Origin of the sequence: Methyloprofundus sp. (assembly GCF_965251085.1) — a bacterium.
Classification (GTDB): domain Bacteria; phylum Pseudomonadota; class Gammaproteobacteria; order Methylococcales; family Methylomonadaceae; genus Methyloprofundus.
The window spans coordinates 206,894-229,390 of the sequence record NZ_OZ252594.1; the positions used below are offsets into that span (position 1 = coordinate 206,894).

Genomic DNA, 22,497 nt, shown 5'->3' on the forward strand with positions numbered 1-22,497 from the left:
GTTATGGGCTTAGCAAAACGTATTATCCCCTGTCTGGATGTCGATAATGGGCGTGTAGTAAAGGGCGTGAAATTCGTGGATATCAGAGATGCGGGTGATCCTGTCGAAGTTGCGCGTCGTTACGACAGAGAAGGGGCGGATGAAATTACCTTTCTGGATATTACCGCGACCCATGATAACCGCGATACCATCGTGCATGTCGTTGAGCAGGTTGCCAGCGAAGTGTTTATTCCCTTAACTGTCGGTGGTGGCATTAGGAAACTGGAAGATATACGCTGTATGCTTAATGCGGGCGCTGATAAAGTCGGTATTAACAGTGCCGCCGTGTTTAATCCTGAATTTGTTAGGCAAGCCGCAGAAAAATTTGGTGCACAATGTATCGTGGTTGCCATTGATGCTAAAAAAGTGAGTGCAGCAGGTGAGCTTGATCGCTGGGAAATCTTTACTCACGGTGGACGTAAGGAAACTGGCATCGATGCTATCGAATGGGCAAAAAAGATGGTTGATTATGGTGCAGGGGAAATCCTGTTAACCAGTATGGATAGAGACGGGACTAAAATTGGCTTTGATCTAGAGTTAACCCGTGCGATTAGTGAAGCGGTTACGGTTCCAGTGATTGCTTCGGGTGGCGTGGGCAATCTAGCACACTTGGCAGCAGGAGTGATAGAAGGCAAAGCCGATGCTGTATTAGCCGCAAGTATTTTTCATTTTGCTGAATACAGTGTCCAGGAAGCAAAAGAATATATGCAGAACGAAGGTATCGAGGTACGATTAACGTGAGTGATGCCTGGCTAGATGAGATACGCTGGACAGAAGAAGGCTTAGTGCCAGTAATCGCTCAGCAGGCGGATACGGGTAAAGTGGTCATGTTTGCCTGGATGAATCGTGAATCGCTAGCTTTGACACAAGCAAATGGCTATGCCGTATACTGGTCACGTTCGCGCCAGAAATTATGGCGTAAAGGCGAAGAATCTGGAAACAGACAAAAAATTGTGTCTATTTCAGTTGATTGCGATGAAGATGTGTTATTGCTGGAAATAGAGCAAGAAGGTGGAATCTCTTGTCATACGGGACGGGAAAGTTGCTTTTACCGGACACTGGCAGATGATGTCTGGAAAGAAAATTCGCCGGTCTTAAAAGACCCCGCCGAGATCTATAAAAAATAATTTATACTGTAGGGCGTGGCTTTAGCCCGCCATTAATGTTGGCGGGCTAAAGCCACGCCCTACAGTGAATATGAGAAAATAATGAGTGAAGTTTTAACTGAATTAGCCGCTGTTTTAGAGCAACGCAAGCAGGAATCGGCTGATTCCTCTTATGTCGCCAGTCTTTATGCTAAAGGTCTGGACACGATTTTAAAAAAAATTGGTGAAGAAGCGACCGAGACCGTTATTGCGGCTAAAGATGGTGATAAAGAGCAAATTATTTATGAAACAGCAGATTTATGGTTTCATTGTATGGTATTACTCGCCGAACAGGGTTTACACCCTGATGATGTATTAAATGAATTACAACGACGCTTTGGCTTGTCAGGTCTGGAAGAAAAAGCTCAGCGTCAGAAATAACCTAAAGAGGAATGATTATGGGCATCAGCATACCCCAGTTATTAATTGTATTAGCCATTGTGGTTGTTTTATTTGGCACAAAGCGCTTGCGCAATATCGGTGGTGACCTGGGTGGAGCCATTAAAGGCTTTCGCTCAGCAATGAACAATAGCGAAGAGGATGATAAGTTGTCAGAGAAGGATGAGGATGTCATTGACGCGGATGTTATTGATACCGACGTTGCAGAAAAAAAACCAGAAGATAAAGCTTAAAGCATGTTTGATATTGGTTTTTGGGAGCTTTGCCTGATTGGTTTAGTGAGCTTGCTGGTTATTGGGCCAGAAAAATTGCCTAAAGTTGCACGTATTACAGGTTTTTGGGTAGGCAAAACCCGTCATATGGTCGCGTCTGTAAAAGAAGAAATTAAGGAAGAGCTTAAGGAAGAAGAGTTAAGGCAGCTGCTGAATGAGCAGCAGGCCAAGATTGATGCTATGACCAAAGACCTGGATTTACAGGGTCGAGTCGATCATTTTATAGATGCAACAAAAGAGCAAGTGGATAAAGAAAAGCATGGCGGAGAATGAACAGCAGGAACAGCCACTAATATCTCACCTTGTTGAGTTACGCAGTCGATTAATAAAAGTTGTTGTATCTGTATTGCTGGTTTTTCTGGCAATGGCTCCTTTTGCCAATGAGATATATAGTTTTTTGGCAAAACCCTTAATGCAATTTTTACCAGAAAGCACTTCGATGGTGGCAATCGATGTCGTTTCCCCCTTTTTAACCCCGTTTAAGCTGGTATTGATCGCGGCAATCTTTATTGCTGTTCCAATTATTTTGTACCAATTCTGGGCGTTTGTTGCACCCGGGCTTTATGCTCATGAGAAGCGCATGATCGCTCCTTTACTGTTTGCCAGCACGTTCTTATTCATATTAGGCATGGTGTTTGCCTATTTCGTGGTTTTTCCTATAGTCTTTGGTTTTCTTACCGCAGCGGCACCGGAAGGCGTTTCGGTGATGACCGACATAGCCAAATACCTGGATTTTGTACTAACGATGTTTTTCGCTTTTGGTATGGCGTTCGAAGTCCCGATAGTTACCATAGTATTAGTCTGGGCCGGTATTTTTACACCACAGCAACTGGCTGAAAAGAGGCCTTATATTATTGTCGCTGCATTTATTATCGGTATGTTTTTAACACCGCCTGACGCTATCTCTCAAACACTGCTCGCTGTTCCTATCTGGCTGCTATTTGAAACCGGCTTGTTATTTTCACGCCTGTTTGTCAGAAAAAATACGCATAAGCGATTAGAGTCAGATTCATAAGGTAACGCGCAATAAATAACCCGCTGCCTAACAGCAATATCATGTTTCTAAACTGCTAGAAAAAGCCTGCCAATGTCTACGATAAAGTTTTCTAAACAAGAAACAGCAGAAATGGTCACTCATATTCAAGACTATTTTAGCGACAAGCTTGATCAGGATATCGGTCAATTTGATGCGGAGTTTTTATTAGATTTCTTCTCGGAAAAAATGGGTACTCATTATTACAATCAGGGCTTGCGTGATGCTCAGGCTGCACTAGAAAAGAAAGTGGAAGATATCGCTGAAGTGATTTATAGCCTGGAAAAATAATCAGTTACAGCTCTAAATAGATCCCAAATGAAAAAAATCCTAATCTTATTAATAGCTATCACGCTTGCCATCTTTGAGGCTTATCAAGGTCAAGGCACTTCAATAGCAGAAGGTTTGTTGCAGACTTTTGATGTTGCAAATAGTCGTACAGATAATAATAGCCTGCAGCAGGCGTACAATAATAAACGAAGCGACCTGCAGATTGAGGGGGCAGGTGTTGTAATAAAGGTATTGCGGGATGACACCAAAGGCTCAAGGCATCAAAAATTTATTCTGCGCAATAGCACCGGGCAATCTGTCTTGGTGGCTCACAATATAGATCTGGCTCCCAGATTAGACGGCATAAAAAAAGGTGATACGGTGGAGTTTTATGGAGAATATGAATGGAATGCAAAAGGTGGCGTTATTCATTGGACGCATAAAGACCCTAAGGGATATCATGCTTCTGGCTGGTTAAGATTTAAGGGCAGAACTTATCAATAATCCTAAAAACCGCAGTTGAACGCTAAAAAATACTCTAAGCATTTGAATATAAAGCATAATGACCGTAACAACTTATTACCTGCAGGGTGAACAGGCTCCGCTTCACGGCTTTGTGAATAAATCTGAGCGCGAAATACTGCGTTACAGCTATTGCCAAGGGCTACGGCCATTGCCTGCTAGCTGTGCCTTGTCTTTCGCACTCAGATTTTCCACAAAATCCCTGCTCAACTGCGGTTTCTAGGATAATGACAAAAAATATTTTAATTACCGGTAGTGCAAAACGAGTCGGTGCCTATTGTGCACGCTATCTACATGCGCAAGGCGCAAATATTTTACTGCATTATCGAAATTCAAAAGATCAGGCTCAGGCACTAGCAAATGAGCTAAATAGTATACGTCCGGATTCTGTGCGGCTTTATCAGGCTGAATTGCAGCATATAGCGGCTATACAGGAACTGGCGAAAGAAGCGCAACACGCCTGGGGCGGTATTGATGTATTAATTAATAATGCATCTGCTTTTTACGCGACCGAAATGGGTGAGGTAACTGAATCTCAATGGGATGATTTACTGGCGAGTAATTTGAAATCTCCTTTTTTTCTAGTGCAGGCGCTTGTGCCGGTGCTGGAGCGGCGCAAAGGTTGTGTAGTGAATATTGTTGATATTCATGCGCAAAATGGGCTGCCGGGATTTCCCGTTTATAGTATTGCAAAAGCGGGTCTGGTCGCTTTAACCAAAGTACTTGCTAAAGAACTGGCGCCGCAGATTAGAGTAAATGCAGTGGCTCCGGGCGCAATTTTATGGCCTGAGCATGAGGTGGACGAGCTGGAAAAGCAGGAAATACAGGCGAAAGTTGCATTGCAGCGTACCGGGAGCCCTGAAGATATTGCCCAGGCAATTGCCTATTTAATTAATGACGCTGGGTATATGACCGGGCAGGTTTTGACCATAGATGGTGGGCGTACTTTATTTAGCTGAGTTTAGGAGTGCTCTGCCAGTGACTTTGTATAGGCTAAGTGATCTATTTTCTGTTGAGCTGCTTTGCTTTTGTCAAACTCTTGCCAGAGTTTTTGATAGCAGACGTTTTTTATTGGGTGATGTTTGTCAGGTGCAATTTCGGCCAGAGGTTCGAGCACAAATGCGTAATTGAGAATATCATCATGGGGAATGGACAGTGCTTCGGTGCTGATAATTTTTTCATCATACAAGAGTAAGTCCAGATCCAGTGTGCGCGAGGAAAATTTTTCTTTAGTGCGTACACGTTCATGCTCTGCTTCAATGTTTTTTAATTGCATGGCTATGTGCACAGGATCGTGGTCACTGTAAAAAGAAATCACCAGATTTAAAAACGCATCGCCTGAAAAGCCAACGGAATCTGATTCGTACACGCTGGAATAAGTGAGGCTGCCAAATTTGCACTGTAATACTTCTAGAGCAGAGGAAATATTATGCTCGCGATTAATGTTGCTGCCTATGCTGATAAAACAAAGTGGCATGATAAGGCCCTATTTATTTCGTGCCACGTTCAATAATAATTCCGACATCACTAGCGCCACTGATCGCGCCTTTTTTATTGAGTGTCAGCTTGACCCAGGGGACATTAAATTCTTTACGAATGGTGCTGTTAATTTCTTCAGCGAGTTTTTCAACCAGAAAATATTCGCTTTGTGCAACAAAAGTGATGACATGTTGAGAAACAGCTTTATAGTCTAAGGTGTCTTCTATATCATCTGTTGCAGCAGCTTTTTTGATGTCATGAGCCATTTCAATATCCAGAATAACTGTTTGCTTGGTTTCGCGTTCCCAGTCATAGATACCAATGATTGTGTCAATTTTCAAGCCACCTAAAAAAATAATGTCCATTTAGACTCCGGTTATTATTATAATTACATCTACTGTGTCGTTAATTGTAGCAGGGAAATTGCCCTGTTATGCAGTAGTGAACTGATATTTTTTAAAATAGGATAAAAAAATGATTGATTGGCTTTTAGTCCCTGCTGCGTATTTATTAGGTTCTATTTCCAGTGCTATTATTGTATGTCAAATAATGGGCTTGCCGGATCCACGTGTTGAAGGCTCAGGTAATCCTGGGGCAACCAATGTGATGCGTATTGGTGGGAAAAAAGCGGCGGCAATTACATTATTGGGCGATATGCTTAAAGGGTTGATTCCGGTCGTAATCGCACAGCTTTTAGGAGTAGGTCCCGTTATATTGTCAGGTGTTGTTCTGGCTGCTTTTTTAGGGCATTTATACCCAATTTTCTTCGGCTTTGCCGGTGGCAAAGGTGTCGCTACTTCTTTTGGTGTTTTGCTAGGCGCAAACTGGATGGTAGGCTTAGCCGTGTTGTTTACCTGGATTACTATTTATAAGCTATTTAAAATCTCATCTTTATCTGCCTTGATTGCAGCTTCACTTGCACCCTTATATGTTTACTTAATAATGGGCATGCACGCGCTGGTGTATGTGGCGGCCTTGATTGCAGTTATATTAATCTGGCGACATAAAAGCAATATTCAGCGTTTATTGGCGGGTGATGAAAGTTGATGCTTTTAGGGTATTTCACCATGAAGAGCATGAAGAGCATAAAGATAATGAAGGGAAAAGATAAGACGCAGGTTGGAGTAGTGATGCCTTCAAGTGCTTCATGCCCTTCATGGTAAAAAATATTATCTGTACAACTGCCTAAGAATATAACTCATCTATCGGCCAGCGCGGTCTTGCGCTAATGCTTAAAGATTCTTGTTGCCCGGCTAGGAAGCGCTGGCAACCCGCATAAGCTATCATTGCGCCGTTATCAGTACAAAACTCAGGGCGTGGAAAAAATATTTCTGCTCTTTGTTTATGCGCCATAGCGGTTAAAGTCTGCCGAATCTGGGTATTAGCACTAACGCCGCCTGCGACAACCAGGCGTTTTAAACCCGATTGCTGCAGGGCGCGTTTACATTTTATTGCCAGCGTTTCGGCGGTCGCCTGCTGAAAGGCAAAAGCAACATCGGCTTTATCCTGCTGAGTTTTCTGGGTCGCATTTAAGGTATTCATGGTAAATGTTTTTAGCCCACTAAAACTGAAGTCCAAGCCCGGGCGATCAGTCATCGGGCGTGGAAATTTAAAGCGGCCTGCATGGCCTTGTTCTGCAAGCTTTGCTAATAAGGGGCCGCCAGGGTAAGCAAGCCCGAGCATTTTAGCGGCTTTATCAAAGGCTTCGCCAGCAGCGTCATCAAGCGATTCGCCGAGTAACTGGTACTGTCCAATTTGCTTAACTTCAACCAGTAGTGTGTGGCCGCCGGAAACCAGCAGAGCGACAAAGGGAAATTCTGGGGGCTGCTCTTCTAGCATAGGTGCAAGCAAGTGGCCTTCCATGTGATGAACGCCTATGGCTGGAATATTTAATGACCATGCCAGACTTTTGGCAGTCGCAGCGCCAACTAGTAAAGCGCCTATCAGGCCTGGGCCGGCTGTATAGGCGATACCTTGAATGTCAGTTTTAATTAATTGGCTGCGCTGCAGGCATTCATCTATGAGTGGGATAAGTTTACGAATATGATCTCGAGACGCAAGCTCAGGAACGATGCCGCCATATTCATTATGCATCGCAATCTGACTATACAGGCTATGTTGTATAAGGCCTTGGTCGCTATGGTATAGTGCTACGCCGGTTTCATCGCAAGAGGTCTCGATGCCTAAAATGTACATTGATTTTTTGATTTTATTTAGATTACTGCTATAATCGAGGGTTTCGCTAGCTGACAAGATTTTAATGTGGCTAGCTTATTAAGAAATTGAATTTTAGCAAACTGGAAAAATTTATGCCCGCAATTAAAGTTAAAGAAAACGAACCATTTGATATCGCTCTGCGCCGCTTTAAGCGTTCTTGTGAAAAAGCAGGTGTTTTGTCTGAAGTACGTCGTCGTGAGTTTTATGAAAAACCAACGGCAGAACGTAAGCGTAAAGCTGCAGCAGCTGTAAAACGTCATTTGAAAAAATTATCGCGTGAGCGCTATGCTTTGAAGAACTTGCGTCGTGGCCGTCCGCAGCTGTAAGCGAAGATGACTACTATGCAGGTTCGCCTTAAGGACGAAATGAAGCAGGCCATGAGAGATCGGGAAAAGGTTCGTTTAGGAACTATTCGATTAATGCTGGCGGCTATTAAGCAAAAGGAAGTTGACGAGCGAATTGTTCTGGATGACGAGCAAATAATCGTTGTCTTAGATAAAATGCTTAAGCAGCGCCGAGAGTCAATCAGGCAATACCGCGATGCGGGTAGGGAAGAATTGGTAGAAGTGGAGGAAGCTGAAGTGTTGATTATTCAAGATTTTCTGCCTCAGGCCTGGAGTGAAGAAGAAATTAGCGACATGGTTACAGCAGCTATCGCAGAGAGTGCCGCAAGTTCTATAAAAGATATGGGTAAAGTGATGGCAATCTTAAAGCCAGCCATGCAAGGCAGGGCTGATATGGCTGTTGTCAGTACAAAAATAAAGGCAATGTTAGCGACATAGGACTTAAGCTTCATGGCAGGCAGAATCCCTCGAGCTTTTATAGACGACCTTCTGGTCAGGGTAGATATTGTTGACCTGATAGATTCTTATGTCCCGCTAAAAAAAACGGGCAGTAGTTATGTTGCTCGTTGCCCTTTTCATACTGAAAAGACACCTAGTTTTGCGGTAACTCGTAATAAGCAGCTTTATCACTGCTTTGGTTGTGGTACGGGGGGCAATGCCATCAGTTTCTTGATGGACTATAGTCATCTGGACTTTGTCGAAGCGGTAGAAGATCTGGCTGATTTTGTTGGCGTGCAAGTGCCGAGAGAGTCGGGAGCTGTGCCGCTAAAGAAAAATAATACGGCAGAAGTTTTTCAGCTGCTGGAGCAGGCGACAGGTTTTTATATCCAGCAGTTGCGTGAAAATAAGTCGGCTAAAGTGGCGGTAGACTATCTTAAATCTCGCGGTTTGAGTGGTGATGTTGCGCGCGAGTTTCAGCTTGGCTTTGCCCCTGATGGCTGGGATGGATTAGTCAAGCAGTTTAATGCGCAACAGCTTGTAGAAGCGGGTTTGGCTATTGCGAAAGAAGGAGGCTCGGCTTACGATCGGTTTCGTGGGCGCGTGGTTTTTCCTATCCGCGATAAACGCGGGCGAGTATTAGGTTTTGGTGGGCGGGTTCTGGATGATTCCTTGCCAAAATATTTAAACTCACCCGAAACGACAGTTTTTCATAAAGGCCGAGAGGTTTACGGTTTATATGAGTTGCTGGCGAAGAATTCAAAGCCTGAGCGCATTGTTGTTGTTGAAGGCTATATGGATGTTATAGCCTTGGCGCAGTTTGGGGTGCCTTATACGGTAGCCACGCTGGGAACGGCGACTTCAAAAGAACATCTAGAATTATTATTTCGCTTTACCAGTGAAATTATATTTTGTTTTGATGGCGATAAGGCAGGCAAAGAAGCTACCTGGCGGGCTGTTCTTGCTGCATTTCCAAGTTTGCGCGATGGCAGGCAGGTGAGAATAATGCAGTTGCCTCAAGGCAGTGATCCGGATACTTTTGTACGAGATCACGGACTGGAAGAGTTTGAGGGTAATATTGCCTCGGCGCAAGCCTTATCAGATTACTTTTTTGAACGTTTAGGGCGTGGTCTTAATCTGGATGATATGGAAGGGCGGGCTAGCTTGGTAGATAAAGCTAAGGCATATTTACAAACTTTGCCTAATGGGGTATTTCAAACCCTGATGCTGGAGAAATTAAAAACATTATCCAGAATAGATAAGCTAGATTTTTTTGAAAAGCCAACTACACTTAAGCAGGCAAGTCGCAAGCAAAAACAGGAAGATACAAAGTTATCTCCGGTAAGGATTGCTATTTCATTATTGCTGCAAAATCCGGGCTTGATAGAGGTTTTCGAACAAAAAGAAATTCAGTGGCAGGTGTTGGCGTTTCCTGGAATAGCCTTGCTAAAAAAAATAGTTGAAATAATCGAGAAGCACCCCGATATTAATTTGCCTAGGTTAATAGAACATTTCAGAGGCAAGGACGAAGAAAAATATATACACATCATGATGAACCATGAGTTTTTTATTTCAGGGGATGAAATAAATGCAGAGTTTTCAGGTGCGTTAGATAGATTGATTGATCAGGGCAGAGAGCGACGCCTTGATGAATTGATTGCAAAGGAGAGGGCGAGTGGGTTAGCTGAGCATGAGCAAAAGGAGTTGTTAAACATGTTGGCTAACCGTACATAAGTAATTTTCTATATCAGTTGGATTGATATAGCATTTTAAGAGTGAATAATGAATCAAGAACAACAGCAGTCCCAACTAAAACAATTAATTGCCAAAGGAAAAGCGCAGGGGTATTTAACGTATTCCGAAGTGAACGATCACTTGCCTAGCGAAATTGTTGATCCTGAACAAATTGAAGATATCATAGGCATGATCAATGGTCTGGGTATTAAAGTGCATGAATCTGCGCCAGACGATGAGGATTTATCTGAAGAAGTAACCGCTGACGACGATGACGATGATGCAGAAGAAGTTGCAGCGTTAGCATCGGTAGATAGTGAATTCGGGCGTACTACTGACCCGGTCAGAATGTATATGCGTGAAATGGGCTCGGTTGGATTGTTAACCCGACCTGAGGAGTTAAAGATTGCACGTAGGATTGAGGAAGGGCATCGACAGATTGTACGTGCCGTGTCACGCTCCAAGTTAGTTGTTGATACAATAATAGTAGATTTTGCAAGTATTGGGAATGAAAATGGTTTGCGCCTAACTGATATTCTAAGTGACTTTATTGACTTGAACGAGCCGGAGTATGACGATTCTAGAGTCGCAGCGACGCCTGCTGATGCTGCTGCCACTACTGATGACGACGATAAGGATGAAGTTGTAGAGCCGACGGGGCCGACTATAGAGGAAGCTCAGGACAAGGTTGCTGCAATTAAACAAGCTTTTACTAAGGTTGAAGCGGTCATTAAGAAACACGGTTATAAGCATGACAAGGCTGATCAGGCATTTGACGAATTAGCTAATTGCTTTCTTGAGGTAAAATGGGCACCGCAGTATTTTAAAAAGCAGGTTGCACTTGTCGCTACCGTTACGAAGGGTATTCGTGAGCAAGAAAGAAATATCATGGAGCTTTGCGTTAAGCAGGCAAAAATTAATCGTAAGGAATTTATCAATAATTTTATTGGCAATGAAGCAAGCTTAAAATGGCTATCTCGTTTTGCCGAGAAAGATGCAGCGATTGCACAGGTATTAAAGGAAAAAGATAAAGAAATAAAAAGAGTTGAGAACCATTTTTCTGTTATTCAAGAAAACAATGGTTTGGCAATTGTCGAGCTTAAAGACATTAGCCGTCGAGTATCAATTGGGGAAGCCAAATCCAGACGAGCTAAAAAGGACATGATAGAAGCCAACTTGAGGTTGGTGATTTCAATTGCTAAAAAATACACCAATCGCGGGTTGCAGTTCCTGGACTTAATTCAGGAAGGTAATATCGGTTTAATGAAAGCAGTGGATAAATTTGAATACCGCCGTGGTTACAAGTTTTCAACTTATGCAACCTGGTGGATTCGTCAGGCAATTACCCGTTCGATAGCGGACCAGGCTAGAACGATTCGTATTCCTGTGCATATGATTGAAACCATTAATAAGTTAAATCGTATCTCCAGGCAGATTATGCAGGAAAAAGGCAGAGAAGCGACACCTGAAGAATTAGCGGTGCAGATGGAAATGCCGGAAGATAAAGTGCGCAAAGTACTAAAAATTGCTAAAGAGCCAATTTCCATGGAAACACCTATTGGTGATGATGAAGATTCGCACCTAGGTGATTTTATAGAAGATTCAAAGATGCTTTCACCTGTTGAGTCTGCTACAATAGAGGGCTTGAAAGAATCCACTCAAGGCGTGTTAGCAGGATTAACGGCAAGAGAGTCGAAAGTGTTACGTATGCGTTTTGGTATCAATATGAACACTGACCATACGCTGGAAGAAGTCGGCAAGCAGTTTGATGTGACTCGTGAGCGTATTCGACAAATAGAAGCAAAAGCTTTACGTAAATTGCGCCATCCCTCTCGTTCTGATCAGTTAAGATGCTTTTTAGACGCAGAATAATATTTATGTAAGGCTGTTAGTTTAGGGCCCTTAGCTCAGTTGGTTAGAGCATCCGACTCATAATCGGCAGGTCCCCAGTTCGAGTCTGGGAGGGCCCACCATCCATAGAAAGGCTGCTTATGCGGCCTTTTTTTATATCTGAATTTAACGATTAAGTTCAGAGTTGTGTTTATCCCTTGTTAAAGAAGGACCATAAAATGAGCAATAACTATATTTTTACCTCGGAGTCTGTTTCAGAGGGACATCCGGATAAAGTTGCTGATCAGATATCTGATGCAATTTTAGATTCCCTGTTAGCACAAGACCCTAAGTCACGCGTGGCATGTGAGACGCTAGTTAAAACCGGAATGGTCATTATTGCCGGTGAGATTACTACGGATGCCTGGGTTGACACAGAAGAAGTCGTGAGAGGTGTAGTTAAGGACATTGGATATAACAGTTCCGAGATCGGCTTTGATTATGAGAGTTGTGCTGTACTTAATGCTATCGGTAAACAGTCAGCAGACATTTCACAAGGCGTAGATGATAGTGATGATCATGAGCAAGGAGCGGGCGATCAGGGTTTAATGTTTGGTTATGCAAGTAATGAAACCGACGTATTAATGCCTGCACCGATTACTTATGCGCATCGTCTGGTTAAGCGTCAGGCAGAAGTGCGTAAAAATGGTACCTTGCCCTGGTTGCGCCCGGATGCAAAAAGTCAGATTACTTTTCGCTATGAAAATAACCAGCCAGTTGCCATTGATGCCGTTGTTTTATCAACTCAGCATTCGCCTGAAATGGGTGGCAAGCTTCTGGAAGAGGCGGTAATGGATGAGATTATTCTGCCGACCTTACCTAAGGAATGGTTACATGCAGGGACGAAATATTTTATCAACCCTACCGGGCAGTTTATTATCGGCGGACCTGTGGGTGATTGTGGCCTAACAGGACGTAAGATTATCGTTGATACCTATGGTGGTATGGCGCGTCATGGTGGTGGTGCCTTCTCGGGAAAAGATCCTTCAAAAGTGGATCGTTCGGCTGCTTATATGTGTCGCTATGTCGCTAAAAATATTGTTGCTGCAGAACTGGCTGAGCGCTGTGAAATTCAGGTTTCTTACGCGATTGGTATTGCTGAGCCAACGTCTATCAGTATTGATACCTTCGGTACTGGAAAAATCGGCGAAGATCGTTTAGTGAAAATTATCCGCGATGTTTTCGACCTTAGACCTAAAGGATTGATTGCCATGCTGGATTTACTAAAACCTATTTACCTGCCTACCGCTGCCTATGGTCATTTTGGCCGTACTGAAGAGACATTCAGCTGGGAAAAAACAGACAAAGTTGATGCATTAAAAGATGCCGCTGGCCTTTAAAATATTAGATTAGGATAAAAATAAAATGAGTCAAGATTACAAAATAGCAGATATGACCCTGGCGGAATGGGGACGTAAAGAAACATCCATTGCTGAAACAGAAATGCCGGGGTTAATGGCATTGCGCGAAGAATTTGGTGCAGCACAGCCTTTAAAAGGTGCGCGAATTGCGGGATGTTTGCATATGACTATTCAGACGGCGGTATTGATTGAAACGTTAACTGCTTTAGGCGCAGAAGTACGCTGGTCTTCTTGTAATATTTTTTCTACTCAGGATCATGCGGCGGCGGCAATGGCAGCAGCTGGTATTCCTGTGTTTGCCTGGAAAGGTGAAACAGAAGAAGAAGCAGAATGGTGCATTGAGCAAACGATCGTTGGCCCGAATGGCTGGCGTCCGAATATGATTCTGGATGATGGCGGTGATTTAACCGTATTGATGCATGAAAAATTCCCGGAATTAATGGCGGATGTAAAAGGACTTTCTGAGGAAACTACGACCGGCGTATTGCGTTTGTATGAAATGGTTACCAAAGGGACATTGAAAGTACCTGCGTTTAACGTGAATGATTCAGTGACTAAATCGAAATTCGACAATTTATATGGTTGCCGTGAGTCGTTAGTCGATGGTATCAAACGTGCAACAGACGTAATGATTGCAGGTAAAATTGCCGTCGTTTGTGGCTATGGTGACGTAGGTAAAGGTTGTGCGCAGTCATTACGTGGCTTAGGTGCAACGGTCTGGATTACAGAAATTGATCCTATTTGTGCATTGCAGGCATCTATGGAAGGTTTTCGTGTGGTCACTATGGAGGAGGCCGCTCCTCAGGCGAATATCTTTGTGACGGCAACAGGTAATTACCATATTATTAATCATGGTCATATGCTGGCGATGAGGAATAATGCCATCGTGTGTAATATAGGTCATTTTGATTCGGAAATTGAAATTGCGGCATTACGTCAATATGACTGGGATACCATTAAGCCACAAGTAGATCATGTGACTTTCCCGGATGGCAAAAAAATCATTATTTTGGCTGAAGGTCGTCTAGTGAATCTGGGCTGTGGCACTGGGCATCCTAGTTTTGTTATGTCTAATTCATTCTGTAATCAGGTGCTGGCGCAGATGGAATTATGGGGAAATACTGCAGATTATAAGAATGAAGTTTATATACTGCCGAAAAAACTGGACGAAAAAGTGGCGCGTTCACACCTGGCTCAGCTAGGCGTGCAATTAACAGAATTGACAGCAGAACAAGCTGATTATATTAGTGTACCGGTAGAAGGTCCTTATAAGCCGGATCATTACCGCTATTAATAGCTCAAACGTTGGCTAGATGAAAAGGGTAGAGCGGACTGAAGTCCGCTCTACGCAATATAAGCACCCAAGCATAATTAATTCAACATTTTACTTGTCTTTTTTCTCATTTTCAGCGTTGTATAAATAGTTGCGTAGCCAGCTATGCGCCTATTTGTGCGCCTTGAAAATGAAAAAAAATCCTGCGTAAAATTTGTTAAATTAATTATGCTTGGGTACTTACATGCAATTAAAGTATTATTATGACTATAAATAACAAAGCGGATTTATTTAGTTTTGAATTTTATCCCCCCAAAACAGAACAGGGGGATATCAATTTAGAACAAGTGCATCGTGATTTAGCTAGACTTAATCCTGATTTTTTCTCGGTAACCTTTGGTGCTGGCGGGTCAACCCGAGATAAAACCTATGATACGGTTGTTAAAATTCAAAATAATGGCGTATCTGCCGCGCCGCATTTATCCTGTGTTGCTTCGACTAAGGAAAATATCCGCGAGATCTTAAATAATTACAGCGATCACGGAGTTTCCAAAATTGTTGCCTTGCGCGGAGATTTGCCGTCTGGGATGATGTCTGCCGGGGAGTTCCGTTATGCTAATGAATTAGTTGATTTTATTCGTGCTGAAACGGGCGATCATTTTCAGATTCATGTGGCTGGTTATCCTGAAATTCATCCCCAGGCGAATAATGCCGATGCAGATTTTAACAACTTTAAGCGAAAGGTTGATGCCGGTGCCGATGCGGTTATTACGCAGTATTTTTATAATGCTGAAGCCTATTTTTATTTTATGGATAAATGTGAGAAAAGCGGTATCGATATTCCCATCGTACCTGGCATTATGCCGATAACCAATTTTACACAGTTATTTCGTTTTTCAGATATGTGTGGTGCTGATATTCCTCGTTGGATGCGTAAAACACTGGAATGTTTTGGTGATGATAAGGCTTCGATTATGGCTTTTGGTGAAGATATAGTTTCTAAATTATGTCAGGAGTTATTAGATAATGGTGCGCCTGGCTTGCATTTTTATACCATGAACCAGTCTAAACCTACTCTGGCCGTTTGGGATAATTTGAATTTTGCATAAGTCTGCAAGTATATTGGCGTTAAAAAATTATTAACCACGAAAGGCACGAAAAACACGAAACATTGTTTTTGTTTTAGTGTTTTTTAAAAAGGCAGGCAAGGCATAACAAGCGTTGTCTGCCTTTTTATTGCTTGAATCTAGAAAAATCAGTTGCTCACGGTTTCTAGCACAAGCTCTTGATTCCACCGCACTTCCAAAAAATGCCCGCTTAACCTACGGGTGAAGCTAAGATTTTTTGAAAGTGTTATGTTAACTCAATATCTTGCACTATAAATTCGCGCTCAACTGATTTTTCTAGGTTGAAACAGCGCGATGTAGGGCGTGGCTTTAGCCCGCCATTATCCGAAGATTTATTAACAGACCTATACCGGATCTAGGTTAAATCTTATTAAGGTTGATAGGAAAATCATGAGAATGTCAAGATTATACGTTGCTATGCCTTTGGTTTTGCATCAGACAATTGAGCTAGATGATGATAGCGCTCATTATTTGCGTAGCGTATTAAGGCTGAAGAAAACACAAGAAATTACCTTATTTAATGGCGCTGGTGGTGAGTATCAGGGGAAAATAGTCGAGGTCTCACGTAAACGTGTCATGATTGAGCTATTATCTTTTACTGATCGTAGCGTCGAGTCAGGTTTGCAAGTTATATTGGGTTTGGGTATTTCACGTGGTGACCGTATGGATTTTGCTGTACAAAAGTCGGTAGAATTAGGTGTAGCACAGATTACACCCTTACAAACTGAGCGTTGTGTCGTGCATTTAAAAGCAGAAAAAGGCCAGAATAAAGTACGTCATTGGCAGAAAATTGCGCAACATGCGGCTGAGCAAAGCGGGCGTACTGTTAGACCAGAAGTTAGCGATGTTCAATCGATAGACAGCTGGATTAATCAACAGGCAGGCTTAAAACTTTTTTTAGATCCCTTTGCGACTCAGACATTAAGACACATACAGCCAGATGATAATCGGGTGACTTTATTGGCAGGACCTGAAGGCGGCTTTGCTGAGCAAGAGCGTGAAATAGCAAAGCAGGCGGGTTTTGTCCCGGTGCGATTAGGCCCGCGCGTGTTGCGCACCGAAACAGCTACGCTTACCGCTTTAACGGCAGTGCAGGTTTTATGGGGTGATTTAGGAGGTGTCGATGCTGAATAAGATGCGCATAAGTTTAATCCCTCTTTTAATGCTGCTGATATTTTCTATCATCGCCTGTTTTATCGGTTATGGCATTTTTGTATTGCTGGACGGGGCGGCGGAGTTAAGCAAAATAATCAGTCGAGTCACTCAGATATTGTTGATTTTAAGTATCTATCCGTTCATGCGCTGGCTTAATGTCAGTGCTGTTGAGTTGGGTTTTGTGCCTTTTAAAACATTTCTAAAGCAAATGCTGGGTGGCATGGTTCTCGGATTATTTACATTATTGCCGGTGTTATTGCTGAGTTATGCTTTGGGGGTTACTGATATTGATGCGAGCCGAGTTTGGACGGCTGATAAGTTAGCCGTTAGTTTATTGGTTGCATTTTTATTGGCTTTGTTGATTTCATTATTAGAAGAGCCTATGTTTCGCGGCATTTTAATCTCCGCATACCTCAAGCGCCTAGGTGTAGTTGCGACTGTTTTTGTTAGTTCATTTTATTATGCGATTTTGCATTTTATTAAAACCAATACGTCTATACCTGTAGAGCAAGCGAGCCTCTCTGATAGTTTCATACTGTTGCTGGAAGCCTTTCAGAATGTACTAAACCCTGAAAATTTAGGGGCTTTTTGGGCCTTGTTAATGGTTGGAGTTTTTCTAGCCGTTATGCGCACGCATCTAAAACTGAGCCTGGCCTGGGTTATTGGTTGTCATACGGCATGGGTGTGGCAGATTAAAATGGCGCATAAAATTACTGATGTAAATAAGCACTCCGACCTACTGTATTTAATCAGCCCTTATGATGGCGTGATAGGACCTATGGTAGCCCTATGGTTGACGCTGGTTTTATGTGTTTATTTATTTTTTCAGCGCAGTGAAAAGTAAAAAGAAACGTAACTACTCAGCGTATCTGATAGTTACGAAATTAGATTGTATATTTCCAGCCAGGCACCAGAAAAGCAGGTATTTGATAAAAAACACCCTGATGGAGCAAGCGTTTTTGTAGGATGGGCAAAGGAGGTACGACGTGCCCATCATGTTTTCGTTGATGGGCGCGGATGAAGCCCTTTGCCCATCCTACAGAGTTTATTTTGCTGTAACTACTCAGCTTGTCTGAGTAGTTACAAAGAAACTAAATATTTAATCCCTAAAATTATTAAACTGCAGAGGTTGTTCTAGATCTGCGCTACGTAACATTTGCATGGTTTGTTGCAGGTCATCACGTTTTTTCCCCGAGACGCGAATTTTTTCCCCTTCTATAGCCGCTTGTACTTTAAGCTTTTTATCCTTAATCAGTTTGACAATTTTTTTGGCAAAAGGCTTGTCGATACCCTCTTTTAGTTCTATCGGTTGTTGCGCTGTTTTGGCTGCTTCTTTAACATCGCCGGTTTCCAGACAGGCAATATCGATCCCGCGTTTAGTTAATTTTGAAAACAGGATAGGTAGCATTTGCTGTAGTTGAAAGCGTGACTCTGCTTTCATTAAAATTGATTTATCATTCAATTCGAATTCTGCATTCGAACCTTTAAAATCAAAACGAGTGCTTACTTCTTTATTGGCCTGGTCCAGAGCGTTTTGTGCTTGGTGCATATCAAATTCTGAAACAATATCAAATGATGGCATGGTGTGTCCTGTTATATTTTTTGGGTAAATTGTTTTTTTACTTTACTAATCTCATGCGTGCGCAGTCGATGGATCTCCTGGCCAATTTGTTTTCCCTGAATATTGCAGTCTGAAATAGCGGAACTATCTATGCGTTTTGCGGCTTTTTGCGCTGCTCTAATATAGTCTACTTGAGGGTAATCAGTTTGTTCAAACCCTGTGCGGCCCCTGGCATCGGCTTCGCAGGCAAGTAAAAAATCATTCAGTTGATTTTCTGCTTTAAAGGCCCCAATGCTGACCAGCATATCGCATAATGTGCTAGGTCGTAACTCAAAAGCCCGGTGGCAGTGAGTATGGTATTGCATTACCTGTAAAGCTAGTTTCTGATAATTATTGGGGACCCGCAGGCGTTGAGCAAGAGTTTTTAAGGCATCAATCCCCAGGGTTTCATGCCCGTGATGGCTGGGCCATTTTTCTGCCGGAGTGAGCGCTTTACCTAAATCATGCATCAATGCAGCAAAGCGGACTGTGCATTTATCGCTTAATAAGGTAGCCTGTTCCAGTACCATTAAAACATGCACCCCGGTGTCAATTTCCGGGTGATGTTGGGCAGGTTGGGGGACCCCAAATAATGCGTCTAGCTCTGGGAAAATACGTGCCAGTGCACCACAGTCACGTAAAGCCTGGAAATACGCAGCAGGCGATTTTTCACCCAAAGCTTTAACTGTTTCCGCCCAGACTCGCTCTGGCACGAGGTGGTCTATTTCACCCTGCACTACCATTTGCTGCAAAAGTTCTTGAGTCTCGGGAGCTATGCTAAATCCCAGATGTTGATAGCGAGCGCAAAACCTTGCAATGCGTAATACCCGAACTGGGTCTTCACAAAAAGCAGGGGAAATATGACGAAAAACTTTGTTTGCCAGGTCCTGTTGGCCGCCATACGGGTCGAAAATTTCACCATTATCCATAATAGCCATGGCATTGATAGTCAAGTCCCTGCGTATCAGGTCATCTTCCAGACTGATATCGGGGGTTGCATGGACTGCAAAGCCGGTATAACCGTGAGTGGTTTTTCTTTCAGTGCGCGCAAGTGCGTATTCATCTTTTGTTTGCGGGTGTAAAAACACCGGAAAATCTTTGCCTACTTCGGTATAGCCGCGTGTAATCATGGCCTCTGGTGTTTCGCCAATAACCACCCAGTCCCGTTCGCGAACGGGGAGATTAAGTAGTGTGTCGCGTACTGCGCCACCGACTAGATAGGCTTTCATGATAAATACGAGTTTTTAATTAAATGTAAATGCATGGTAAAGGATTCGTAGCTTATTTGGAAATTCGCTTTTATATTGTTGCTGAGGTGTATAGTATTCTGGATATATTGTTAATAATCAACTGCTAGATTCGGCATTGTGTCTACACAAAGTATACCACTATAGAGATTGCAATTATGTTTGAGATGTTTCTTATTTGTCTGGCTTTTGGTTGTTTTTCAGGGCTTATAGCGGGTCTTTTTGGTATTGGCGGAGGTTTGGTGTTAGTACCCTTTTTTCTGTTTTTGCTGGAATCACGAAATATTGCCAATGAATTGTTGATGTTGATGGCGGTGGCAACCTCGTTGGCAACAATGATTATAACCTCTATAGCAGCTACTTTAATGCAGCATCGTCTCGGTGCTGTTATCTGGAAGACAGTCTTTAATTTATCCTATGGTATGTTTTGGGGGGTTATTGCCGGCACCCTGCTGGCTGATTCAATTTCATCCGATACTTTACGCCTTATCTTTGCCTTGTATATGTTGTATGTTGCCATAGAAATGGCAGTGTCAAGCAAGATAGTGGCAAAATTGAGGCAATTGAGTGCCTTGGCTACGGCGATAGCAGGGACTGTTATCGGCTTTGTTTCTGCAGTGCTGGGGATAGGCGGAGGAACTTTAACGGTACCTTTGCTGGCAAGACATCAAGTGCCTATGCGTAATGCCGTCGCTATTTCTAGCGCATGTGGACTGCCTATAGCCGTTGTTGGAACCCTAAGCTATGCCTTGTTAGGGTGGCAGAAAACAGGCTTGCCTGAAGGCAGTGTAGGCTATATTTATGTGCCTGCTTTTTTGGGTATAGTGATAAGCAGTATGTTGACGGCCCCTCTCGGTGCTAAGTTGGCAAATAAACTACCCACCCAGCAGTTGAAGCGATATTTTTCGATATTATTATTCGTAGTCGCGGCTAAGCTATTGTGGGCTATTTTAAAATAAACCAGGAGATATTATGGCTGAATATAAAAAATATCGGTGTATGGAGTGTGAGCGCCTCTATGATGAAGAACAAGGTGATCCTGATAGCGGGCTTGCACCTGGCACTTTATGGGAAGACATTCCAGATGATTGGGTTTGCCCCATTTGTGGTGCACCGAAAAGCTTTTTTAAGTTGGTGGAGTAGTGCTCTTTTTGATGAGGTTTTGCTATCTTTGTAGGGCGCGGCTTTAGCCCGCCTTATGCAGCATTCTTTGATTACTGGCGGGCTAAAGCCACGCCCTACGCATATATTTTTATTTTTCTATTTGAAATCTAATAAAGCATAGTACAATAATCGGTTAATTTTTAAAGATTGGACGGGAGCTGTTATGCAAATTATACAAGAAGCCTTAACTTTTGATGATGTGTTATTAGTACCCGCACACTCAACTGTAATGCCGCGTGAGGTGTCCATGAAAACCCAGCTTACGCGTAAGATTGCGCTCAATATTCCGCTGGTTTCTGCCGCAATGGATACCGTTACAGAAGCCCGGTTAGCAATTGCTATTGCACAGGAAGGCGGCATCGGGATTATTCATAAAAATATGACTGCCGAGGAACAGGCGCAGGAAGTGCGTAGTGTCAAGAAATATGAAAGTGGCGTCATCAGGGAACCGATTACCGTTGCATCGACCGCTACTGTGCTTGATGTGATGGCACTGACGAAGGAACATAATATTTCTGGTGTCCCCGTCGTAGATGGCAATGAGTTGGTGGGCATAATCACCAGTCGTGACTTGCGCTTCGAAACGCGTCTGGATGAATCCATTGCTAAGGTAATGACACCCAAAGCGCGTTTAGTGACTGTTAAGGAAGACTTTACCCAGACAGAAGCTTTAAAATTATTGCATGAACACCGTATCGAAAAAGTGTTAATCGTGAATGATGATTTTCATTTGCGCGGCATGATTACCGTAAAAGATATACAAAAAGCGAAAGATTACCCTATTGCCTGTAAAGATGAGCTAGAGCGTTTACGCGTGGGTGCAGCGGTAGGCACGGGTGAGGGCACTGAAGAAAGAGTTGCCGCATTAGTGGAAGCCGGAGTCGATGTAATTGTGGTTGATACCGCACATGGTCATTCTCAAGGCGTGTTAGATCGTGTTCGCTGGGTGAAGCAAAACTACCCTGACTTAGAAGTGATCGGTGGTAATATTGCCACAGCCGATGCGGCTTTGGCTTTAGTTGAAGCAGGTGCTGATGGAGTAAAAGTAGGGATAGGCCCAGGTTCAATTTGTACCACGCGTATTGTTGCGGGTGTTGGTGTACCGCAGATTTCTGCTGTGGACAATGTGGCTCAGGCGTTAAAAGGAACAGGTGTGCCGTTAATTGCCGATGGAGGTATACGCTACTCGGGCGATATGGCAAAGGCCTTATCAGCCGGTGCTTATTCAGTGATGTTGGGTGGATTGTTTGCCGGGACAGAAGAAGCGCCCGGGGAAGTTGAATTATTTCAAGGACGTTCTTATAAATCTTATCGTGGCATGGGCTCCATTGGTGCAATGGCGCAGCAGCAAGGCTCCAGTGACCGTTATTTTCAGGAAGATGCCGATTCATCAGATAAATTAGTGCCCGAAGGTATTGAAGGACGTGTGCCGTATAAAGGGGGGCTGGTTGCTGTTATCCATCAGGCACTCGGTGGTATTCGAGCGAGTATGGGTTACACAGGTTGTGCAACCATAGCAAAATTACATGAAAATGCGCAGTTTGTGCGTGTAAGCAGCGCGGGTATGCGTGAAAGCCATGTACATGACGTAACCATTACTAAAGAAGCACCGAATTATCGGGTTTAATTGCGAATTTTTAATCTGGTTTTTCCTCACGCTCTTTGTTACTGCTATTAAGTTGAAATTTTTAACATAGGATGTGTTGACGATAGGAAACGCAGCAATCACTGCGAAATGCGCTTCGTTCCTCAGCACATCCTATACTTGGCGCTTTGATTTAATAGTAT

27 protein-coding genes and 1 tRNA gene are annotated in these 22,497 nt (G+C 43.2%); 23 read left to right on the plus strand and 5 right to left on the minus strand.

Translation table 11 applies throughout. The features are described 5' to 3' along the window. Nucleotides 1-3: 3 nt before the first annotated feature. The 9 genes from hisF to ACQY3F_RS00970 all read left to right on the plus strand — a co-directional run bounded on the left by hisF (nt 4) and on the right by ACQY3F_RS00970 (nt 4,639). Nucleotides 4-780, plus strand: coding sequence for an imidazole glycerol phosphate synthase subunit HisF (hisF, locus tag ACQY3F_RS00930; RefSeq protein WP_428353066.1), 777 nt, complete (start codon nt 4-6; stop codon nt 778-780). Continuing rightward, nucleotides 777-1,166 (plus strand): phosphoribosyl-AMP cyclohydrolase, encoded by a 390-nt coding sequence (hisI, locus tag ACQY3F_RS00935; protein ID WP_428353067.1) that lies wholly within the window; start codon nt 777-779, stop codon nt 1,164-1,166. The genes hisF and hisI overlap by 4 nt, the downstream gene beginning before the upstream one ends. Nucleotides 1,167-1,247: 81 nt before the next feature. Beyond that, nucleotides 1,248-1,565 carry a phosphoribosyl-ATP diphosphatase gene (locus tag ACQY3F_RS00940; protein WP_428353068.1) on the plus strand — a complete coding sequence of 106 codons (318 nt, stop codon included), beginning with the start codon at nt 1,248-1,250 and terminating at the stop codon, nt 1,563-1,565. A 17-nt stretch (nt 1,566-1,582) separates the two neighbouring features. After that, nucleotides 1,583-1,816, plus strand: a complete 234-nt coding sequence (locus ACQY3F_RS00945; RefSeq protein WP_428353069.1) for a Sec-independent protein translocase subunit TatA — start codon at nt 1,583-1,585, stop codon at nt 1,814-1,816. A 3-nt stretch (nt 1,817-1,819) separates the two neighbouring features. Then, a complete protein-coding gene (tatB, locus tag ACQY3F_RS00950; protein WP_428353070.1) occupies nt 1,820-2,128 on the plus strand; it encodes a Sec-independent protein translocase protein TatB in 309 nt (102 codons plus the stop codon). Further along, nucleotides 2,115-2,870 (plus strand): twin-arginine translocase subunit TatC, encoded by a 756-nt coding sequence (gene tatC, locus ACQY3F_RS00955; protein ID WP_428353071.1) that lies wholly within the window; start codon nt 2,115-2,117, stop codon nt 2,868-2,870. The genes tatB and tatC overlap by 14 nt, the downstream gene beginning before the upstream one ends. Before the next feature lie 72 nt (nt 2,871-2,942). After that, on the plus strand, nt 2,943-3,179 hold the full coding sequence (locus ACQY3F_RS00960) for a DUF2164 domain-containing protein (RefSeq protein ID WP_428353072.1): 237 nt from the start codon (nt 2,943-2,945) through the stop codon (nt 3,177-3,179). Nucleotides 3,180-3,206: 27 nt separating this feature from the next. Continuing rightward, nucleotides 3,207-3,662, plus strand: coding sequence for a DUF3465 domain-containing protein (locus ACQY3F_RS00965; RefSeq protein WP_428353073.1), 456 nt, complete (start codon nt 3,207-3,209; stop codon nt 3,660-3,662). A 245-nt stretch (nt 3,663-3,907) separates the two neighbouring features. Further along, nucleotides 3,908-4,639 (plus strand): pteridine reductase, encoded by a 732-nt coding sequence (locus ACQY3F_RS00970; protein ID WP_428353074.1) that lies wholly within the window; start codon nt 3,908-3,910, stop codon nt 4,637-4,639. A 2-nt stretch (nt 4,640-4,641) separates the two neighbouring features. On the opposite strand, the gene folK is transcribed toward ACQY3F_RS00970, so the two are convergent. Both folK and folB read right to left on the minus strand, forming a co-directional pair. Further along, nucleotides 4,642-5,157 carry a 2-amino-4-hydroxy-6-hydroxymethyldihydropteridine diphosphokinase gene (folK, locus tag ACQY3F_RS00975; protein ID WP_428353075.1) on the minus strand — a complete coding sequence of 172 codons (516 nt, stop codon included), beginning with the start codon at nt 5,155-5,157 and terminating at the stop codon, nt 4,642-4,644. 13 nt (nt 5,158-5,170) lie between these two features. Continuing rightward, entirely contained in the window at nt 5,171-5,524 is a 354-nt protein-coding gene (gene folB, locus ACQY3F_RS00980; RefSeq protein WP_428353076.1) for a dihydroneopterin aldolase, read from the minus strand. Between the two features lie 109 nt (nt 5,525-5,633). Between folB and plsY the strand changes: the two genes are divergently transcribed. Continuing rightward, nucleotides 5,634-6,206: a glycerol-3-phosphate 1-O-acyltransferase PlsY gene (gene plsY, locus ACQY3F_RS00985; RefSeq protein WP_428353077.1), complete on the plus strand. Its 573-nt coding sequence runs from the start codon at nt 5,634-5,636 to the stop codon at nt 6,204-6,206. A 138-nt stretch (nt 6,207-6,344) separates the two neighbouring features. Here plsY and tsaD read toward each other — a convergent pair whose 3' ends face one another. Then, nucleotides 6,345-7,355, minus strand: a complete 1,011-nt coding sequence (gene tsaD / locus ACQY3F_RS00990; RefSeq protein ID WP_428353078.1) for a tRNA (adenosine(37)-N6)-threonylcarbamoyltransferase complex transferase subunit TsaD — start codon at nt 7,353-7,355, stop codon at nt 6,345-6,347. A gap of 113 nt (nt 7,356-7,468) precedes the next feature. Here tsaD and rpsU point away from each other — a divergent pair, with 113 nt between their 5' ends. The 10 genes from rpsU (at nt 7,469) to ACQY3F_RS01040 (ending at nt 17,542) form a co-directional block, all read left to right on the plus strand. After that, complete coding sequence (gene rpsU, locus ACQY3F_RS00995) at nt 7,469-7,702, plus strand: 30S ribosomal protein S21 (protein WP_087868295.1); 234 nt, start codon at nt 7,469-7,471, stop codon at nt 7,700-7,702. A 6-nt stretch (nt 7,703-7,708) separates the two neighbouring features. Beyond that, on the plus strand, nt 7,709-8,158 hold the full coding sequence (locus tag ACQY3F_RS01000) for a GatB/YqeY domain-containing protein (RefSeq protein ID WP_428353079.1): 450 nt from the start codon (nt 7,709-7,711) through the stop codon (nt 8,156-8,158). A gap of 12 nt (nt 8,159-8,170) precedes the next feature. Then, nucleotides 8,171-9,892 carry a DNA primase gene (dnaG, locus tag ACQY3F_RS01005; RefSeq protein WP_428353080.1) on the plus strand — a complete coding sequence of 574 codons (1,722 nt, stop codon included), beginning with the start codon at nt 8,171-8,173 and terminating at the stop codon, nt 9,890-9,892. 48 nt (nt 9,893-9,940) lie between these two features. Then, nucleotides 9,941-11,764, plus strand: a complete 1,824-nt coding sequence (rpoD, locus tag ACQY3F_RS01010; RefSeq protein ID WP_428353081.1) for an RNA polymerase sigma factor RpoD — start codon at nt 9,941-9,943, stop codon at nt 11,762-11,764. A gap of 24 nt (nt 11,765-11,788) precedes the next feature. Further along, a tRNA-Ile gene (locus ACQY3F_RS01015) sits at nt 11,789-11,865 on the plus strand. A 96-nt stretch (nt 11,866-11,961) separates the two neighbouring features. Further along, a complete protein-coding gene (gene metK / locus ACQY3F_RS01020) occupies nt 11,962-13,122 on the plus strand; it encodes a methionine adenosyltransferase (protein WP_428353082.1) in 1,161 nt (386 codons plus the stop codon). Between the two features lie 25 nt (nt 13,123-13,147). Next, nucleotides 13,148-14,437: an adenosylhomocysteinase gene (ahcY, locus tag ACQY3F_RS01025; RefSeq protein ID WP_428353083.1), complete on the plus strand. Its 1,290-nt coding sequence runs from the start codon at nt 13,148-13,150 to the stop codon at nt 14,435-14,437. A gap of 242 nt (nt 14,438-14,679) precedes the next feature. Then, nucleotides 14,680-15,525, plus strand: a complete 846-nt coding sequence (gene metF, locus ACQY3F_RS01030) for a methylenetetrahydrofolate reductase [NAD(P)H] (RefSeq protein WP_428353084.1) — start codon at nt 14,680-14,682, stop codon at nt 15,523-15,525. 408 nt (nt 15,526-15,933) lie between these two features. After that, nucleotides 15,934-16,677, plus strand: coding sequence for a 16S rRNA (uracil(1498)-N(3))-methyltransferase (locus tag ACQY3F_RS01035; RefSeq protein ID WP_428353085.1), 744 nt, complete (start codon nt 15,934-15,936; stop codon nt 16,675-16,677). Between the two features lies 1 nt (nt 16,678). Next, nucleotides 16,679-17,542 carry a CPBP family glutamic-type intramembrane protease gene (locus ACQY3F_RS01040; protein ID WP_428353086.1) on the plus strand — a complete coding sequence of 288 codons (864 nt, stop codon included), beginning with the start codon at nt 16,679-16,681 and terminating at the stop codon, nt 17,540-17,542. 255 nt (nt 17,543-17,797) lie between these two features. On the opposite strand, the gene ACQY3F_RS01045 is transcribed toward ACQY3F_RS01040, so the two are convergent. Both ACQY3F_RS01045 and ACQY3F_RS01050 read right to left on the minus strand, forming a co-directional pair. After that, nucleotides 17,798-18,280: a YajQ family cyclic di-GMP-binding protein gene (locus ACQY3F_RS01045; protein WP_428353087.1), complete on the minus strand. Its 483-nt coding sequence runs from the start codon at nt 18,278-18,280 to the stop codon at nt 17,798-17,800. A gap of 11 nt (nt 18,281-18,291) precedes the next feature. Continuing rightward, a complete protein-coding gene (locus ACQY3F_RS01050; protein WP_428353088.1) occupies nt 18,292-19,527 on the minus strand; it encodes a multifunctional CCA addition/repair protein in 1,236 nt (411 codons plus the stop codon). A 176-nt stretch (nt 19,528-19,703) separates the two neighbouring features. On the opposite strand from ACQY3F_RS01050, the gene ACQY3F_RS01055 reads away from it, so the two are divergent. The 3 genes from ACQY3F_RS01055 (at nt 19,704) to guaB (ending at nt 22,336) form a co-directional block, all read left to right on the plus strand. Beyond that, nucleotides 19,704-20,504 carry a sulfite exporter TauE/SafE family protein gene (locus ACQY3F_RS01055; RefSeq protein ID WP_428353089.1) on the plus strand — a complete coding sequence of 267 codons (801 nt, stop codon included), beginning with the start codon at nt 19,704-19,706 and terminating at the stop codon, nt 20,502-20,504. Nucleotides 20,505-20,517: 13 nt separating this feature from the next. Further along, nucleotides 20,518-20,688, plus strand: a complete 171-nt coding sequence (locus tag ACQY3F_RS01060; RefSeq protein ID WP_428353090.1) for a rubredoxin — start codon at nt 20,518-20,520, stop codon at nt 20,686-20,688. Between the two features lie 184 nt (nt 20,689-20,872). Beyond that, the gene (gene guaB, locus ACQY3F_RS01065; RefSeq protein ID WP_428353091.1) at nt 20,873-22,336 is read left to right on the plus strand and encodes an IMP dehydrogenase; all 1,464 of its coding nucleotides are present in this window, start codon (nt 20,873-20,875) and stop codon (nt 22,334-22,336) included. Nucleotides 22,337-22,497 lie beyond the last annotated feature (161 nt).